The following is an 18,548-nucleotide window of genomic DNA, read 5'->3' on the forward strand; positions in this document are numbered from 1 at the left end:
AAGTCCCCCCCAAGTGTTAACTAAACTATTGCGCAGCTCCAGCAGGTTGCGCTTGTTGGGCTTCACCTTGTTGAGCATCACCTTGTTGCGCTTGTTGAGCTTCTTGTTGGTTCGCTTCATTTTCTGCAGCTTTAATATCTTCATCAGATGCTTTGCCCATTTTATTGATTAAGTCATCAGTTACATCTACGCCGCCACCAACAACAGCACCTTTAAGCAATACTACATCTAGCTTTTTCTCTTTAGCTAATTCATTAACTTGTTGATCGATATATTGTTTCAACTCTTGATTTTTTGCAGTTGTGAAAGCATTAAAATCTTGTTTTGCATCAGTCGTAACTTGCGCTTTAGATGCTTCATCAGCAGCATCGATTTTGGCTTGAAGTTCTTTACCTTTTGCATTAATTTCTTTGTTAATCTCAATAGATTTCGCAGTTTGTGTCACAACTTTTTGGGAATCTACATAGCCAATAGTATTGCTACCACAGCCACCAATAATTGGCAATGCCATAATCATTGTTGCACCTAAAATTAAAGATTTCATTTTCTTATTCATCGTATACTCCTTACTGAACTCGATATGACGCTTTCACAGCATCTGTTATATCTAGCCCTTTGATATTTCCACCATGATCAATCAAAACAAGATCTAAATGACGTTCTTGAGCGATAATAGCAACGCGCATCCGCACGTCTTCTAAAATGGCTTCATGAAGTGCATTTACCTCTGCCTCTTTATCCGATAATTTCTTTGCCCAACTATCGTTCCACTCTTGAGGAACTGGCAAATTATTCGTCGATACAATTGCTTTAGCTTGATTTTGCATCATTGTATCGCGTTTCTTTGCTAGTTCAGCTTGTACAGATTCGGCATATTGTTTAAGTTCTTGTTCCCCTGCATCACGGATAGGTTTTAATTCTGCATCTACTTTAGCCCGTATAGCATCCATATCAAAATTGGATGGTTTACGTTTAGCCAGCAAGCTTTGAAGTCGGCTTTCCAATTCAGCTTTTTGTGCCTGAGCCGCTTCTTTCTGCGCATCATCGATATAAACACGGCTATCAAAAGCATATAGTTGTAATTGTAGATTTACAATCTCCAAGTCATATCCCTTGTTAGCAACTTTGAGCTCTTTCATGTATTTTTGTACCAGTTCAGCCCGTTTAGCATCTAGCTGTGCATTAAGTTGATTTTGTTTTGTAGCGATTCGCGTTTGTAATTCAATATTTAACGCATCCGACAATGTCGGGTCTAGAGACAAGGATTTAAGTTGTTCATTCTGCAAATCAGACTTGGTATTCAACGCCTCCTGTTCTATGGCATATTGAGCTTTAAGCTGTTCCAACTCTGCTTTTGCATTCTTATAATCTTCATAAGACGGATTAAACTCTAGTACATCATCAATTTGTACTACCCCAATAGATGGCCCTTCTGAAGATTGCCGATTAGTAATAAATCCATAGGCTCCATACATCGCAATCAGTGCAGCTGCTAAAAACAGAAATAATCCTATATACCGTTTATTTAGCTTCATACTGCTCACCCTTATCTGATTACCTTTGTATCATTATTATTTTGCATCAGATGCTAGTTTTTTTAGTACTTGATCCGTAATATCTACACCACCATAAAGAACTGCATCTTTAGGAAGAACTACAGATAAACCCTTAGCATTACCAACAGCTTTAGCTGCCTCCATGGTTTGGTCAGCCATTTGTTTATTCATTTCTTCCATTTTCTTTTCTACATTAGCTTGTGCTTCTTGCTTAATTTTAGCTTTAGTAGCATCATCTTGAGCGGCATCTACCTTCGTTTGCATATCTGCTGCTACTTGACTACGATAATCAGTAAATTCCTTAGCAGCTTTTACATATACAGGGTTTTCAGGATTATCCAAACGGCTCATATCGATAACGCCTACATTACTAGCAGCGCTAGTACCAGGTGTAGCCATTTGAGTATAGGCTAACGCACCAATACCGATAATAAAAATTGCGGCAATAACAATGGAGAATATTTTCACATTCTTCTTGTTATTCATCATTCTCATCATAATGAACATTCCTCATTTCTGTTAATCTACGCACTATGAGTGCCATAATAGAGATATTGGTGAAAGCCCCCTCTATAGAAGGTGCTTTCACCATAATATGTGTCAATATTAGAATTGTGTACCGAAGCTGAAGTGGAATTTCTTCTTATCCTTGCCAATACCATAGTCGAGTTTAACAGGACCGATTGGTGTAGTGATTCGAACACCGGCACCAACGCCATAGTTAAAGCTCTTAGTATTTTTATACCAAGGAACATTAGGAGCATTCCAAGCATCACCGATATCTGTAAATAATACGCCACTTACCTTTTTCACGATAGGGAAACGGAATTCCAATGTCGCATTATACATATTTTTACCGCGGAATTGATCATCTTCGTAACCACGTAATGTATCTGCGCCACCTAATGTGAACAATTGGCTATATGGTGCATCACCTTGGATGAAACCACCACGTGCACGGAAGGCCAATACATTTTTGGAACCCACTTTTTTGTATGCACGCATTTCAGCTGTGAATTTATAGAAATCAAAATCACCGCCTAAGCCATGACCAGCCCATTGTGCAGTGTAGGAAATACGACGACCACGAGTTGGTTCATAAATGTTATCGCGGGAGTCATATACCTTTTGCCATGAAATGGAATTGATGCGACCAAAGTTTTTACCTACATAATCCATGCCGGCAAAATCATATGAGCCGTTATTCCATCTATTATTAGGGCCTGCACCAGTACCCGCATCATAACGGAATCCAGAGCTATCGTCATTATCCCATTTGTATTTATCAGAGCGGGATTCAAGTGTTAAGTAGTCGCGTGTATATTCGCCTGTTTGACGACCAAAGGAAATATTAAAGCCTTTGGATTTTTTGTTGTATTCTGCTACTTCGCTACCATCGCTATCATAGTCAGTGTATTCATCTTCACGGTTGAAGAAGGAGAATCCAAGAGAAGTACCTCTGTGGTCAATCCAAGGTTTCAAGTAAGAAATTTGGTAGTTTTTATATTTCTTTTTACCACCGATTTCCCAGTGAACTTTAAATTTATCACCTGTACCGCGAAGGTTATCTTCACCAAATTCAACGATACCCATCAAGCCATCGGATTTAGAATAACCTGCACCTAATGTGATTGTACCTGTTTTATGTTCCAATACGTCAATTTCGATAATTACATTGTTAGGATTTTTTTCACCTGGTAACATACGTACATTTACATCATCAAAGAAGCCCAAGTTGTACACGCGTTCTACGGAACGACGAACTAAGAACTTGTTGAATGGTTTACCAGTTTTTTGTACGAACTCACGAGTGATAACTTTGTTACGAGTTTTCTTATTACCAGCTGGTACAATATCTTCTACAATGCCTTCCACGATATGGATATGAATCATACCATTATCATCTACAGCAATACCGTCTACATGAGCTAACATATAACCATCACGAGCATACGCTGCATTGATACCTTGTACCTTTTGGCCTACATATACGGAGTTCATGATTTGGCCTTCAGGAATTGCCATATATTTAGTTAATACATCGGATGTGTATACAGAGTTACCTTCAAATACAACACCATGTACTACAGGGTTAGTCACAACAGCAAAGTCAATTTTCACGCCTTCCGGAACAGATGTAAAGACAGGGTTTACTTCTGAGAAATAGCCACTGTTACCCAAATTTTGTACATCTTTAAATACACCATCAACGGAAACAGCATCGCCTACCTTTTCAGATAACAATGTCATTAATTGCGCCGCTTGATCTGCAGAAATACCAGAGATAGATAAGCCTGTAATTGTTTTACCTACAAATGGGTTAACAGAATCAGCACTAACAGCAGTAACGTATTGAGCCTCAACAGATGTTACAGCTTGTGCCTGACCGTTTTCTGCAACCTTATCCAAGTCTGTACCTGCTGTAGTTTTGGAAACCATTTTAACTTGTTTATCGTCTGTTTTTAAAGCCCCGTTATTAACGGTAACTGTACCATCAGAACCTTGTACAACAGTACCATCAGTGGATAATGTAGTGTCACCACGAGCAGCTAAAATTGCCGCATCAGTATTATCTTGTGTATTAGCACCCTTTTCTGTACCCGCATTGTATACAGCTGCTTTAGTCGTTGTATCATCAGTAGTCGCAGTATCTGCTGTAGCAGTTGCATTCATATCTGGTGTATAGCCTGTTTGTACTTCTGCAGCAAACACACTGCCAGTACCCATAACAGCAGTCAACACAGATGCTGCTAGCATACGTTTATAGGCTTTGCTTGTTAACATAAAATCCTCCTAAAATTATCCCTCTTTAAAGAGTATTAAATCTTTATTATTATATCATATAATACTGGGAATTAGTACTACTATAATTCAATTTTATGAAATTAAAATGACTATAATGAAGCTCCTTATTCAGATTCTTCATTATAGTCATCATTGCTAGAACTCTCGTGTCCAACGTCCACCAATATAGGTACTACCTTGTGATGTATGCCAAGCATTAAACTTAACACTTCGCCGTAACGAGTATTCAATACCATATTTATTTTGTTTATTATTGATACCTTGCGTATAGGTAATCATCGTTCTCGGCAAGACATATTTACCGATTTCGATATTATAATTTCCCGATGTTTCCCTACTAGTAGGTTCATTCGGATCTATGGAACCTGTCGTAATATTAACACGATCTAAGCCCAATGCATTTTGTACTGCATCTTGTACATAGCCAAAAGCAAACATTTGTGCACCAGCTACAGCTAATGCATTCGCATCTTCATTGGTAATTGTACTACTATTCGATGGTTCACCACGACCAAAAGTCAACATAGAAATGATTTGCTTACGCGATAAACTTGGTTCGGATTTAAGCGTTAAATCCATATGATCCACAGTACCTTTCACGCCGAGATAGATATTATAAGTACCTACATTTGTTTCCGCATCTAGTTGAAGCATAGGCAAATACGTTCCAGATGTAAAAGTTGCAGTCCCCTTTGTAATATCAAAGGTATGGCTTAGATATTTAAACGTACCACTCACCACGTTAAACTGTCCACTAGAGGTAGGATTAAATACAGAGCCCCCAAAATGAACATCTCCACTAATACGCATATTATACAAGGTTCTATCGTAGAGTCGTACATTTTTACCAGCATGTACGTTAACATCAATCCCCAAATCACGCGTGCTTTCACTAGTTTCTAAAGAAAGTGGAATTTTGAACTTCATATTCTCTAGATTTAGATTACCCATAAGTGTAGGGATTCCCTCTTTTTCAGCTATATAGAGTTCTCCTTTTAATGGACCTGAAATATACTCGTTAGATAAATCTAACCCATCCAATTGAATGGCTGCACGGTAACTAGTCATGGTATGACCTGTCCAATTAACCTTCGCTGCTAAACCAGCGGTCCCTTTGCCCGCAGATATGCGAGATTGAAAATCTGCTTGTTGACCTGAGAAAATTAAATCCCCATCAATATTCTTAAGCTCATTCCCTACAGTCTTTATCTTCATGGTACCATTTCGAACAGATACTGTACCGTACGCTTCTGGTTGATCAATAGTTCCTGTTACATGAACAACACCTTTTAATGCCCCAGTTGCGTCTTTCACCGTAGGAGTAATCAAAGGAATAACAGCCATATCAGCCTCATTAAAGTCAATAGTCATATCCATCGCTTTAGAATCATTTGCATCGAGATATCCAGTCGTATACAACGCGGCTAGAGGAATCTTGCCATATGCACTTAGCTTATAGTTTTCTTTAACCCCTTGAATACGTTGAACGTTAATAACATGATTTTCCATGGTTGCCAATACAAAGCCTTGATCAATATCGATACCGTTATAAGAACCATTGGCAAGACTCGCGGACAATTCAACCTTAGGATTTTTTGTAGCCCCTGTCATATTGATAACACCGGTAACGGAACCAGTTGCATTAATATTATCACCAATAAGCGGTAAGAATGGTTCTATATCAACATCGCGAACTGCAATTTGTAAATCTGCATCACCATCTAAATCAACAGTACCACCAGCAGCAATAAGTCCATCATCAACAGGTAATTTTAATGTTCGAATTTTAAACTTACGATTTTCTAGACTGACATCTATCTTTGCATCGCCTACTACCTTAGTATCAATAGTTACATCCTTAATTGAACCCACCACATTAATGCTTGGATTGCCATAGGTACCTCCTAAATCAACTGTACCACTCAAAGAACCATCTAATTTATCCACCGGTTTTCCCAGTAGGGATAACAGATTGCTTACACGACCATTTGTCACCTGTAATGTACCAAATAGTCGCTTATCGCCCACAGTAGACATACCTGCACGGGCCATATAATGGCCACCTTGTTCTTCATCAAATTCAAATTTTTCTAAATTAACAACGGTTTTATCTGCATATAATGTACCAGAAATATTGGTGATGCCTTCGCCATTAATAGTTAAGAAGTTAGATGTAACAGATCCATTAAAATTAGGATTGTATAAAGAGCCTCCAATATGCCCCTTAGCTTGTACATAGCCTTTTACATCATAATCAGTATTGACTAATAACCTACCAATATCTATATCTTTACCTTCCAAATCGATATTTAGAGCATCTTCTGACATAGTACCAGACCCTTGAATGACAGCACCATATCCTTGAATAGTAAACTTAGGTAGTGTAAGAGTCTTATTTTCTAATGTATAATCTGCCTTTGCATCACTAATCAATTTGCCATTATAAGAACCATCATATAAATGAACATGGCCCTGAACATATGGATTATCTAAAGTACCACGAATTTCATTTTCAGATTCAAACCACCCAGTAAGCGGAACATCAGAAAACGGCCGAATCAAGTTCTCTATCCGGACAGCTTTGGCGCGCGCCCGCATATTAAGTGCATTAGAATTTAAATCAAATGTACCCCCTATAGTAATGGCGCCATCTCCATCACCTATAGATGTATCTGTTAATTCTAATATATGATTTTTAATGGTAAAGCCTGCATTAATGGAATTAAAGTGAGCCCCACTATAGACAATCTCAGGACTTGTAACACTACCTGTCACAGATGGATTATCTAAATTTCCTGTAATAGAAGCATGGCCTGTAATATTGCCAGATATACTATTACCAACAAGACTTGAAAAATTAGATGCATCTAATGAATCCGCCGACAAGGATAGATTCAATAGATTATTATCAATCGTTCCATATCCACTAAGTTGGCCATTTCCTATCGCCCCCGTAACGGCTATATTTGTCAAGGCGCCTACATTATTAAAGCTAACGCGAGCAGAATCAATAGATATACCACGCACGGATAGACTCGTTCCCACTATATTACCTTCTATAGAGGTAATATCACTATTTTTTCCTTTTACAGAAAATTCTCCATTCACAATACCGGACGCCTGTGTAGATAAATTTTGTGTAAATGGAGCTATTTCTGCATTATGAATCGTACCATCAACGGAAAATTCACCACTATCAATGCCGTATTGTCCTTTGGCTTTTACGCTACCATTACCAATGTATAACGAAGCATCGTGAATATCCACTGTACCATCGAAATAACTAAAATTAGCCTCTCCACTATCGATATGATAGCTATCATAAGAGATTGCATTACTCTTTATAGAACCAGATACATAGGGATTAACACTAGTACCGCCGATATGAACACGGGCACCTACGTTACCAGTAATTTGATTTTTGGTGAAAGCCTCTAAAGCTACGGAATCAGCAACCGCATTTAAGTTTAAACCAACCTCATCCCCTAATGTTACCAAACCATTCACCTTAACGGCTTGATCGTTTACATACCAGCCACTATGACTGATTAAAACAGTATTATTTTGGAAGAAAATCTTACCATTGCCCTGTCCAATTTGGTATGTAGTAGACCCGTTTTTATAGGTACCACCTAAGCCATCAAAGGCTAAATTACCAGACATAGAATACTTGCCATCACGCCCCGTAATCTGCGCTTTTACATCATGTAATATACCAGATGTTATAGAGAGATTTTTATTGGATGGAACCATATTCATAACGCCTGATATATCAACAGACTCGGCTCGAACAAACAAATCAAAATCATCCATTTTATTCATGTCGATAGAGCCATTAACAGCGATCGAATGGTCATCTAAAAGTCCATTTAATGCCCCTTTTGTCATACCATCAACATTTAACGCTATATTTCCATCTAAATTGGATAGCCTATGTACATTGCCATCTTTAAATCGAACAGCACCTGTAGCATCATTAATGACGATATTGCCATCAAATGATTTCTTATCATTTTTTGAGGATGACTCCAATAAAGAATTTACATTCCAAGATCCATCAGCTAGTTGCCACACATGGACGTCCGGTTTTTCTAAAGTAATGGTAGAAACGATGGCTGCACCACTTGAATTCCCCATCAAAATAGATGGAGCAGATGTCCATTTCATTGATACCTTCATAGTCGGAACGGCCGCTACCAAATGGTCATTTTCATCCCTTAATGATACATTTTGTAGTACTACATCCCCATTCCAAGCGATGTGCATAGAATCATACTGAATTGTACCTCTAACTGTATTATGTAGTTGTTCCTGTACCATGGGCGCCACATATCGCTCTGCAATTGGATTGATGGAAGTAGCTATTCCAGCTACACCCAATCCTAAAACTGCTGCACCAATTAGGCACCATTTTTTCCTTGTCATAGGAAACCCCACACCTAAAAAAATTACGCTTATTTATACATCAATATTACCATACTCTATGATATTTCAATAGTATATGATGTATAAATTTTATGAAATCAAAATGTAATACAGTTCATTCAACGATAAAAAAAATGACGACCGCCGAAGCAATCGTCATTTTAAATAGAGTGTATATTATCTCTATGATTATTTTTTTGCAGGTGTAGCTGTCGCTAAAGCTGCTAATTGTTCTACAGCACCACTATTAGCAATAATACTTGCCCCTTGACCTACAGGAGTATCCAAAGGAATGCCTGTTGCTTGTTCAAGAGCAGAAATACTTACATTGTAATTATATAAAGCATCTACATAATTATTGCGAGATTCAGTCAATTTAGTTTCTGCATCGAGCACATCAAGGTTTGTACCTACACCAGCGCGGTAACGAAGTGTTGCAATACGGAAATTTTCTTGACCTTGATTTACTGCCGTTTGCGTACTTTGAATTGTTTGTTCTGCAGAACGCAAGTTAAGGTATGCTTGTTGCACTGCAAGATTTACCTTATCAACAGCTGCTAAATTAGCTTCCTTAGCCTTTTCTAATGTATCTTGAGCAATCTTAATTTTATTTTGTGTTTGGCCCCCATCCCACAAACTCCATGTAGCGGATGCGCCAATATGCCAAGATTTACTGCTTGTACCAAAGTAGCCATCTGGATCAGCATAGCCACGGCCAGCTTCGACACCTACTGTTGGTAAATAGCCAGCTTTCTCAGCTTTTAAACCCTCTTCAGCTTGTTTTACAGCCATCGCAGATTGTACAAGAGCAGAACGATGAAGCATAGCATACGCTTTTGCTTGTTCTAATGTAACAGCATATGGTTTGTATTGCAAATCATGTTCTGCTGTTGTAATAGACGTTTGTGTTGGGTATGCAATCACCAAATTCAAGTTTGCTTCCGCTAAATTCGCTGCATTTTGCGCTTTTACAAGGTTTGTTTGAGAGTCAGCCAAATTAGTATCCGCAGCCAATACATCAGAATTAGCTACAAGACCTACATTATATTGAGCCTTTACATTATCTACATGACCTTGGTAATCCTTAACAGCTTGGTTTGCTACGTCTACCTTGTTACGATACATAATCAATGTGTAGTATCCATTGATAGCATCATATTTAGCTTGTTGTAAAGCTTCTTCATAAGCAGCACCACTACCTTCACGAGCAAAGCGAGACTTATCAATATTAGCATCTAACTCAGGGCTAAATACAGGGGCCTTAATAGTGAAGCTATGTTGACCAGTCTTACTAGTAACAGTTCTCCCCGTCATAGTATTGGCACCGTGATTACGAGCGCCTTGCCATGCATAGGATACATTAGGATTTTTTCCTGCTGCTGTAGCACTTACTGTGGCTTTTGCAGCTTGATAATCCCACAAGGATTGTTTCGCAGTACGGTTATTAGCCAGTGCAAGAGAAACTGTGCTATCTTCATTTAGGTTCAATGCGACTTCATATTGTTGTGCATCTTGAGAAGCTTTTTGAGCTAATTGTTGTTGAGTTAATTGAATAGCTTCTTTTTGAAGTTTTGTGAGTTTGTCACCATTATTGACAGATGTAGAAACAACGTCACTTGCGAATGCACCTGTTGTAGCCATCGATACTATTATGGCTAATGAAAAGGCCTTCTTATTCATACGTATACCTCCACACGATATGTGTTTTAAAAGACTTGTTTAATACCAAAGTAGGTGCCTCCATTTGAAGAGCCAAATGGGCGTGTCATTTGCACAACACCGTACGTATTATTATGTAAGCGTATATCAGAACGTAGTCGATATTTAGGATGATTCAAATCATACATAGCTGCAGAAACACCAAAAGACCCACGTGGATTATAGTCAATGCCAAATCCGAGCTTGCTTTCAAAAATACCACCGCGTACTAACCATTTATTTGCGATAAATTTACCGCCATTCAAATCAAAATCGGTATCATCACCAATATTAGAAAGTCCAAATTCACCCATGCCTTTATCTGTGTAAACGCGAGCACGACCATTGATACGGACCTCTTCTTGATTTGTATTATAAAGTAAATCCACAGAAGGTTCTACTTTAATAGATGACTTTTTTTCAGAACCATTAGCCTCCGAGGAACCATTAACGGTTTCAGATGCATATGGTTTGCCACCTAACAATTTATTGACACGAGCAGAAATTTGCTCCGTATTATGCAATGTTGCTTTAATATTTTCTTGTGCTTTTGGATCCGTTACGGTTCCTTCCATGGAACGCGCCATGTGATCAACACGATCCGTAGTTTGTTTAATATTCGTCAAGATAGCACGCATGTCATTACCAGCATTACCATCAGCATTAAATTGTTGAGCCGCTTGATTTAGCTGAGCCGTCACATCTGCCATATTTTGTGTAACCGCTACCGCATTGTCAGCCATGACAGCCGTAGATTGCAACGAATGTTTTAATGCGTCTTGTGTTTTAGGGTCGCCAATAATATTATTAATGGATTGCAACATTTGTTCTGTACCAGCCATTAATTTTTGAGCACTTTGCATGGCTTTATCCATCGCATCGACCCCTTCACCTTTAACGGAATCACCATCATGTAAATATACGGTTGATTTACCAGGTGAAATTTGAATAAATTTATCCCCTAAGAATCCATCAGATCCTAAGGAAAATGTTGAATCGCTTGGTATTTGAGTTTTATCATCGACTTTCATCTTCACCAAAACACCAGATGGTGTAATTTCAATATCAGAAACCGTACCAATTGCGACACCAGAAAATTTAACCTGATTACCATTTTTCAACCCATTAACTTGAGCAAAATCACCGGTAATCGTCATCTGAGGTTTTGCAAATACGTCTATACGCCCCACAAATATGATGCCCAGCACGAACAACACAACACCTACAATTGTGAAAGCCCCTACTTTAGCTTCCGTCGTCCACTTCATTATCTGTCTCTCCTTGTTCCGATATCGATAGCCTCCGCCTCACCATGAATAAATTGTTGTACTTTAGGATTAGGTGAGTTTTTAAAATCCTCTGTTTTAGATACTTCTATAAATTTTCCCTTATCAAGTAATGCAATTCTGTCAGCCACATAAAAAGCAGATTGCATATCATGAGTTACTACGATAGATGTACAGCTCAACCGTTCTTGCATACCTCGGATGAGCATGCTAATCGTTCCCGATGTAATGGGGTCTAGACCAGACGAAGGTTCATCATACAAGATGAGCGTCGGATCAAGAGCGATAGCCCGAGCAAGACTAACCCTTTTCTTCATCCCCCCAGATAACTCATTAGGCATGTAAGACTCATATCCGCTTAGCCCAACCCAACCGAGTCGCTCATCAACAATATGTTGAATTTTATCATCACTTAGATTGGTATGTTCCCTTAGTCCAAAGGCGACATTCTCCCCCACTGACATAGAGTCAAATAATGCGGAGTATTGAAATACCATGCCCATCTTTTGACGTACCTTATTAAATTCTTCTTCAGATAATGTAGTAATATCTACACCATCAACAATAATTTGGCCTGATGTGGGGCGTTGTAAACCTATAATCAAGCGTAATAGCGTACTTTTACCACTACCACTACCACCCAAAATAACAAGCGTCTCCCCATCTTTAATGGTCAGATTAACAGAATCTAATATTACACGCGTGTCATAGGCTACAACCACATCACGTAATTCAATCATAAAGCCCTCGTTCGAGATAATCGATTAAAAGAGTAGAGTTGATAAAAAATAATTTAATACAAATACTAAGATAATACTTGTTACTACAGAACTAGTAGTGGAGAAACCAACAGCTTCGGCCCCCATCTTGGTATGCATTCCCTTATAGCACCCTACAAGAGCGATGACAGCACCAAAAACACTAGATTTAATTAACCCTAATGTAAAATCAGAAATGGTTGAAAACATTTGTATCGAATCTAAATAGGTGGCTGGTGCTAACCCCTTAATAGTAGTAGCTACAAAATAACCACCTGCAATACCAATGACAACGCCATAAAATGCGAGGATTGGTACCATAATCATGCAGGCTACAACGCGAGGTACAACGAGATAACCGATTGGATTTACAGCCATAACGCGTAATGCATCGATTTGCTCTGTAACCTTCATCGTACCAATTTCGGCCGTAATGGCAGCCCCTACACGGCCTGCTAATACAACGCCTACAAGAATAGGTCCTAATTCACGGCCCATCGCAACGGCCATGAGTCCACCTACCGTACCTTGTGCACCATAGGTAATTAACACATCTGTTATTTGTAATGTCATTACACCACCTGCAAATAATAGTGTCAGACTAATAATCGGTAGTGAGTCTACGCCAAGATGAGCCATCTGTTGTAGCACATGCCATGCATTGAGCATTTTTAATTGTTTTATGGTCTGCCATAGAAGTAGCATGGCAGTACCCACATTCGATAAGCCGGCCATTACATTGCGCCCTATCGCCTCAAGCCAATTCACAACAGTCCCCCTTACTATTTGCTTATATTTCAAATTTTACTCTACTTGATCATTTGAAGGTTTATCATTAGATGGTTTCTCATTCGAAGGAGCATCACCTGCTGGTTTATCCTTGGATGGTTTTTCCTTAGATGGTTTATTAACAGACTTGTCTTTTTTATTTTGAGATGCTTTGGAATCTTTTTTATTACCTTGATCTTCTAATTCCAATTTATGTTCCATCTTAACCTGTTCTTTAGCTTCTTTAGCACGTTTAGCTAATGCTTTGTCACGGTCTTTAACACTCATAACTTGGATTGTAAATTGACCGTCCCCTTGAACAATATACTCTGTGTCGATAGCAGTTTTTTCATTTTTCTTTTCATCATCTTTACCATCGCTAAGGTCTTCACTACCTTTTTTCTTTTTAAGATCTCCAGGGCTAGGTTTATCTTCTACACCTTGAAGTTTTGCCTTTTTCACAGAATTTGTAGAAGCCTCTTCATTTACAAGACTAACGCCATCTTCTAAGATTTCTACAACAATTTGATTATTCGTATCAGTCTTTTGTAATTCATCAAACAAATCGTTAAAGTCTTTGTAAACTTTTAAACGACGTAGAACTTCATCAGTCAAATTATATTTTTGTTTTTCCAATACATAAGGCAATGGGATTTCGCCACCACCACGAACCTCTAAGGTATATTTACCTAAAGGTTGGTCTTTAGGTACTGTGAAGAATACCTCTTTATTAACTTTTTCCCCACGATATGGTTCCAATGTAACGTCAACTACAATCGTATCACCAGGAGATACAACGGTCGATGATGCAGCTGCATCTACAAGTTTTGCCGTTTTCTTATCTTGTGTTACCTCTGTTTCCACATTGATATCCGCAATTTCATAGTTAATAAAGCGATTGTTCATCAATACATCGATAACATTGTAAAATTCATCAACCGTTTTTTCACTAATGGATTCAGAGCTATAAAACATATTGGTTCGCGTTAATGATTTTTGTTCACCATTACGTGGTGTAATCGTATAGGTAATTTTAGCAGTACCAGCACCACTGCGGTCTAGGGTCTTATTTAGCATATTATACAGTGCTGTAGCCGCCAATGTAGGTGTCATATCCTTATCTTCAATAACCTTTACATTAGACTGCTTGTCACGGCCCATATCGATATCTTTTAAATGAAAGCGAACTGGAATCCCACTAGAAACAGTGCCAGAAACACCGGCAATGCCTGCGCCACGATCCTCTGTAACAGTACCGATTTCTCTTCCCATAGAACCTAGCTTAAAGGCAGATTCATAACTTTTAACAACCGTAAAAATATTGGCATTATGCATAAAATAATTAGCAGAACCATGTTTCAAGAACGGATGACCAAAGGCCACCATTTGTTTGCCATCAACATAGGTAACGGTACCAATAGCGCCAAGTTTTAAATCACCATCAACCAACAAAGCCGCTACAGATCCACCAGCCTCTAACGGCTTAGCAATATCATCACTACTAGAACTAGCCGTATCATAGGTTTCGTAATTATATTGTGGTAATTTTGATTTAAAATACTCCATAGATGTAGTATCAAATCCATAGGCCATCAAAGGAGTTTTCATTGGAATTAATTGTTTGTCTGACCAAGTATTTGTCAAATTCTTTTCATATGGTATATTCCATAATTTCACCATATCTTCGATAGGCGTTATCATGCCAATCGTGCCATCAGCAAAGCCCCAACCATATGCTACGGCACCTACAAGTTTCCCATTAATATATACAGGACTACCACTCATACCATGCGCAATGCCACCGGTCTGTTCCATAACAGGGCCAGAAAACTTTGCAAGAATTAAATGTCCAGATGGGCCTTTATCCTTCATAACGCCCAATACCTTAACATTAAAATTCGATATCGTATCCCCTACTATTACTGTTTTTGCTATACCTTCCATACCAGTCTGTACATCTTGAACAGGCATAAAATCAACTGCCTGTGCCGATGATAGAGCACTACAGAAGAAAAGCGCCAGTATCGTTTTTCTATACCGACGCCAAGAATGAGAAAACTTCATTCCTATCTCCTTTATTTGCTTTCTACAGTGACAACGACTTGATCACGAGAAATATCCGAACCTACTGTAACATCAACTGCAGTCACAGTGCCATTCACCGTGGATTTAGCTGCCGCCATAGGGCCTGCCAATGTTTCTACAGTCACCAATGTTTGACCTTCTGTAACAGAAGTGCCAACAGCAACAGTAGAAGCAACTTTACCTGTTAATACACTTTGGTATGATACAGGGGCCGCCATTACAGAAGTAATACCTAATGCTGTTAAAGCAGCTAAGGCTAAAAGTGTCTTTTTCATAACGATCCCTCCTTTTACAATAGAATACATAAAGACATTATACTAAATCTCTAGCTTTTTTTCAAACAAAATTGTATGCAACTCATTACTTGATTATAAGTATTTTTTCATAAGCACTAGGCGTTTCATTACCTTTGTGAGTATAATGGCCATCAACCTCTACATCAACACTGCCTTGATTGGATAATTCAAATCCATTGATAGCCCCTAAAGAGGTCAATAGGTTAGCCCCTTCCTCTAGTGTAACACCTACAGATGAAGCATTATGTTTATCTACAGTGGCTACAACGAGCTTTTCATCCTTTGTTGTGCCGATGAAACTTCGACTACGATTCGTAGAATCTTTAGGGCCCACATAACTACCATTATGTAAAACCAGTGTGCCCCCTTCAACCATAGCGCCACCAGCAGTTTCTACCTTCGCAAGTTCCTGACGTGGTTGTAATACAACAGGCGTGCCCACTTTTAAAGATTTTAATGAAGCTATGGCCTCACCATGAGCAGACAATACAAATTGATTGTTCCCTAATGCGGAATTGCCATTTCCCACCTTAAGAACCTTCCCATTACTTACTGTCACTTCATAACCGAATTCATTTGTATTTGTACTTTCACCAAAACTAGATGTATATAGCGTAAGTGCATTATTTCTACGTGGACCATTTACAGTGGTAATCACCAACGTAGATTTAGGTGTCTTAGCCTGCAACAATGGTTTCTTCTCTTCTATAAAATACCCTCTACTTGGTGTATAGCGAAGAACGCCAACGGATTGAATGCGATTTAAATCCACCTCACTAGATGCACTAACCGCATACGGTTTATCAAAGCTCTTTCCCGGAACGGATAAACCGACAGCAGCAATGTGTTGCTGTGAAATCGAGGACAAAGGCTTTCCACCGGGCACACTTGCTACCACCATTGGTGCATCATTGTTAACTGTCATCGCATAAGCGCGAATTAATCCCTCGTTAACTGCTGTTTTTATGTTAGCAGTCTGAATCGATGCACCTACACTTTTCGTTGTCTTCTGACTGTAATCTGAAAACAAATCAACAACCACACGATTGGGATTCGATAGGGTGAAAGCATGATAATTAATCGATTGATTGGCAGATAGTCTCACTTGTAAACCATCATTAGTAGGTTGAAAGGACATACCTTTCAACACACCGATCTTATGTGTTGTACGATCTGCGGCATTGGAAATTTTATTAGTTGTATTGGCTAAGTTCAAGGTAACCGTATTTTGGTTTGCGTTATATGACTTAGTCCAGGATAAAGGTAATTCAGTCATATCAAAAACAATACGGCTTGCGCCATCATAATCGGATACTCGCACGGCTGTCAAATCACCGGCACAAGCAGTAACAGTAGTTGTTACCATAATAGATGCCATTATAGCGGCTGTTTTAAGGCGTATCATCATCGAACTCCTTTACGATATATAGAGTTTATAAATTCTGTATGTTAACGTATTCTGTTATGAATCAGAACTAGATATAACAACTTAAATCAGATTATACTTCATTATTAATTTTATACAATCTATTCACTTGTAGTATACACTATTTCTCGCAATAATACAAAAAGCTGAGACAGTTTCCCACCTCAGCTTTTCTAATTCTATTGTAAGTCTTCTAATGTATCTCGCAATGATGACATTTCATCTAATGTTTTTGCTACCCCTTTAATTACCGCATACCTTGGTAATTCGACTAAATAAGCAGCTATGCCAACAGATCGAGAAATAACGCGGTCAAGCCCGCTAATCAATGCCCCACCACCGGTGAGAATGATACCATGATCGCCTATAGCAGCCACCAATTCAGGTGGCGTTTTTTCCAATATGGACTTAATTGCCTCAAGAATACTCATAACTTGAGACTCTAATGCACGCTGTATTTCTAGCGAATGTAATGTAACTATCTTAGGCAAACCGCTAATAACATCACGCCCTCGAATTTCTACCTCTCGCTCTTCAGAACGCCGGTCTACAGTGCCTGCAGATATCTTTATTTCTTCCGCCGTTAGAGGACCAATGACAAGCTTTTTCTTGCGTCGTACATATTGAATAATAGCCTCATTAAAAGAATCTCCGCCAATACGCAACGATTCACTCACTACGACACCTGTATCACAAAGGACTGCAATATCCGTAGTGCCACCGCCAATATCTACGACCATAGCACCGACCTTATCCGCTTCATTTAAATTTGTGCCCATAGCCGCTGCTAAAGGTTCTTCAATAAGAACCGTCTTCTTAGCCCCAGTTCGTAGTAATGCTTCAAGAATAGCACGTTTTCCAACGGGAGTAATCCCCGATGGAACACAAACAACGATACGTGTTTTCATGAGACGAGATGCAGGAACAACAGAACGAATAAAATACTTGAGCATGAATTCCGTCATATCGTAATCAGCAATAACGCCTGCCTGCACAGGTCGTATAACTTCAATTCCCGTTGGAGTTCGCCCAATCATGCGACGTGCGCTTTCACCTACCGCTAATACATCGCCAGTCCGAGTATCTTTCGCCACACAAGCAGGTTCATCTAGAACAAGTCCTTTGCCCTTGACATAGATTAAAACATTGGCCGTACCTAAATCGATACCCAAATCAAATGTAAGGGAACGACCAAATTTAAACACCGTTTCTCCTACATTCTGAGGGGATACAATACGCTTCAATGTCATAGCTGGAGTGGTCTTTGCAATCGGTTTCGTCCGTTTTTGACGGCGCTCTTTACGGCGTAATTCCGTTACCTTGACCATAGCAGCTCGTGAAGTGCGCTCTACAACCGACTCTTTTTTAGCTTTTGCATCATTATCTTGACTGCGACGCAAAGCCGGCACTTGTTTACGCCGGCTTCGTTTCTTTGTATTCTGTTT

The 18,548-nt window shown here is 39.0% G+C and carries 13 protein-coding genes; all 13 read right to left on the bottom strand.

The window, feature by feature from the left end; translation table 11 throughout:
* Positions 1 to 25: 25 nt before the first annotated feature.
* The 13 genes from VAHSUH02_RS09320 to mreB all read right to left on the bottom strand — a co-directional run bounded on the left by VAHSUH02_RS09320 (position 26) and on the right by mreB (position 18,512).
* Positions 26 to 556: an OmpH/Skp family outer membrane protein gene (locus VAHSUH02_RS09320; protein WP_005383070.1), complete on the bottom strand. Its 531-nt coding sequence runs from the start codon at positions 554 to 556 to the stop codon at positions 26 to 28.
* 10 nt (positions 557 to 566) lie between these two features.
* A complete protein-coding gene (locus tag VAHSUH02_RS09325) occupies positions 567 to 1,535 on the bottom strand; it encodes a hypothetical protein (RefSeq protein ID WP_005383072.1) in 969 nt (322 codons plus the stop codon).
* Positions 1,536 to 1,571: 36 nt separating this feature from the next.
* Positions 1,572 to 2,054, bottom strand: a complete 483-nt coding sequence (locus VAHSUH02_RS09330; protein WP_009661451.1) for an OmpH family outer membrane protein — start codon at positions 2,052 to 2,054, stop codon at positions 1,572 to 1,574.
* Positions 2,055 to 2,162: 108 nt separating this feature from the next.
* Complete coding sequence (locus VAHSUH02_RS09335; protein ID WP_005383075.1) at positions 2,163 to 4,340, bottom strand: BamA/OMP85 family outer membrane protein; 2,178 nt, start codon at positions 4,338 to 4,340, stop codon at positions 2,163 to 2,165.
* A 156-nt stretch (positions 4,341 to 4,496) separates the two neighbouring features.
* Entirely contained in the window at positions 4,497 to 8,786 is a 4,290-nt protein-coding gene (locus tag VAHSUH02_RS09340) for a translocation/assembly module TamB domain-containing protein (protein ID WP_005383077.1), read from the bottom strand.
* Positions 8,787 to 8,975: 189 nt separating this feature from the next.
* Complete coding sequence (locus tag VAHSUH02_RS09345) at positions 8,976 to 10,466, bottom strand: TolC family protein (protein WP_005383078.1); 1,491 nt, start codon at positions 10,464 to 10,466, stop codon at positions 8,976 to 8,978.
* Positions 10,467 to 10,492: 26 nt separating this feature from the next.
* Positions 10,493 to 11,752, bottom strand: coding sequence for an MlaD family protein (locus VAHSUH02_RS09350; protein WP_005383079.1), 1,260 nt, complete (start codon positions 11,750 to 11,752; stop codon positions 10,493 to 10,495).
* Entirely contained in the window at positions 11,752 to 12,510 is a 759-nt protein-coding gene (locus tag VAHSUH02_RS09355) for an ABC transporter ATP-binding protein (RefSeq protein WP_005383080.1), read from the bottom strand. The genes VAHSUH02_RS09350 and VAHSUH02_RS09355 overlap by 1 nt, the downstream gene beginning before the upstream one ends.
* Positions 12,511 to 12,534: 24 nt before the next feature.
* Positions 12,535 to 13,296 (bottom strand): MlaE family ABC transporter permease, encoded by a 762-nt coding sequence (locus VAHSUH02_RS09360; RefSeq protein WP_038148755.1) that lies wholly within the window; start codon positions 13,294 to 13,296, stop codon positions 12,535 to 12,537.
* Between the two features lie 36 nt (positions 13,297 to 13,332).
* A complete protein-coding gene (locus VAHSUH02_RS09365; protein WP_005383082.1) occupies positions 13,333 to 15,360 on the bottom strand; it encodes a SpoIVB peptidase S55 domain-containing protein in 2,028 nt (675 codons plus the stop codon).
* Between the two features lie 11 nt (positions 15,361 to 15,371).
* Positions 15,372 to 15,656 (bottom strand): biotin/lipoyl-containing protein, encoded by a 285-nt coding sequence (locus VAHSUH02_RS09370; protein ID WP_009661435.1) that lies wholly within the window; start codon positions 15,654 to 15,656, stop codon positions 15,372 to 15,374.
* Positions 15,657 to 15,741: 85 nt separating this feature from the next.
* Positions 15,742 to 17,082: a phosphodiester glycosidase family protein gene (locus VAHSUH02_RS09375; RefSeq protein ID WP_038148757.1), complete on the bottom strand. Its 1,341-nt coding sequence runs from the start codon at positions 17,080 to 17,082 to the stop codon at positions 15,742 to 15,744.
* Positions 17,083 to 17,282: 200 nt separating this feature from the next.
* On the bottom strand, positions 17,283 to 18,512 hold the full coding sequence (mreB, locus tag VAHSUH02_RS09380) for a rod shape-determining protein (protein WP_038148765.1): 1,230 nt from the start codon (positions 18,510 to 18,512) through the stop codon (positions 17,283 to 17,285).
* Positions 18,513 to 18,548: the final 36 nt, after the last annotated feature.

The organism is Veillonella atypica KON, from assembly GCF_002959915.1.
GTDB classification, from domain to species: domain Bacteria; phylum Bacillota; class Negativicutes; order Veillonellales; family Veillonellaceae; genus Veillonella; species Veillonella atypica.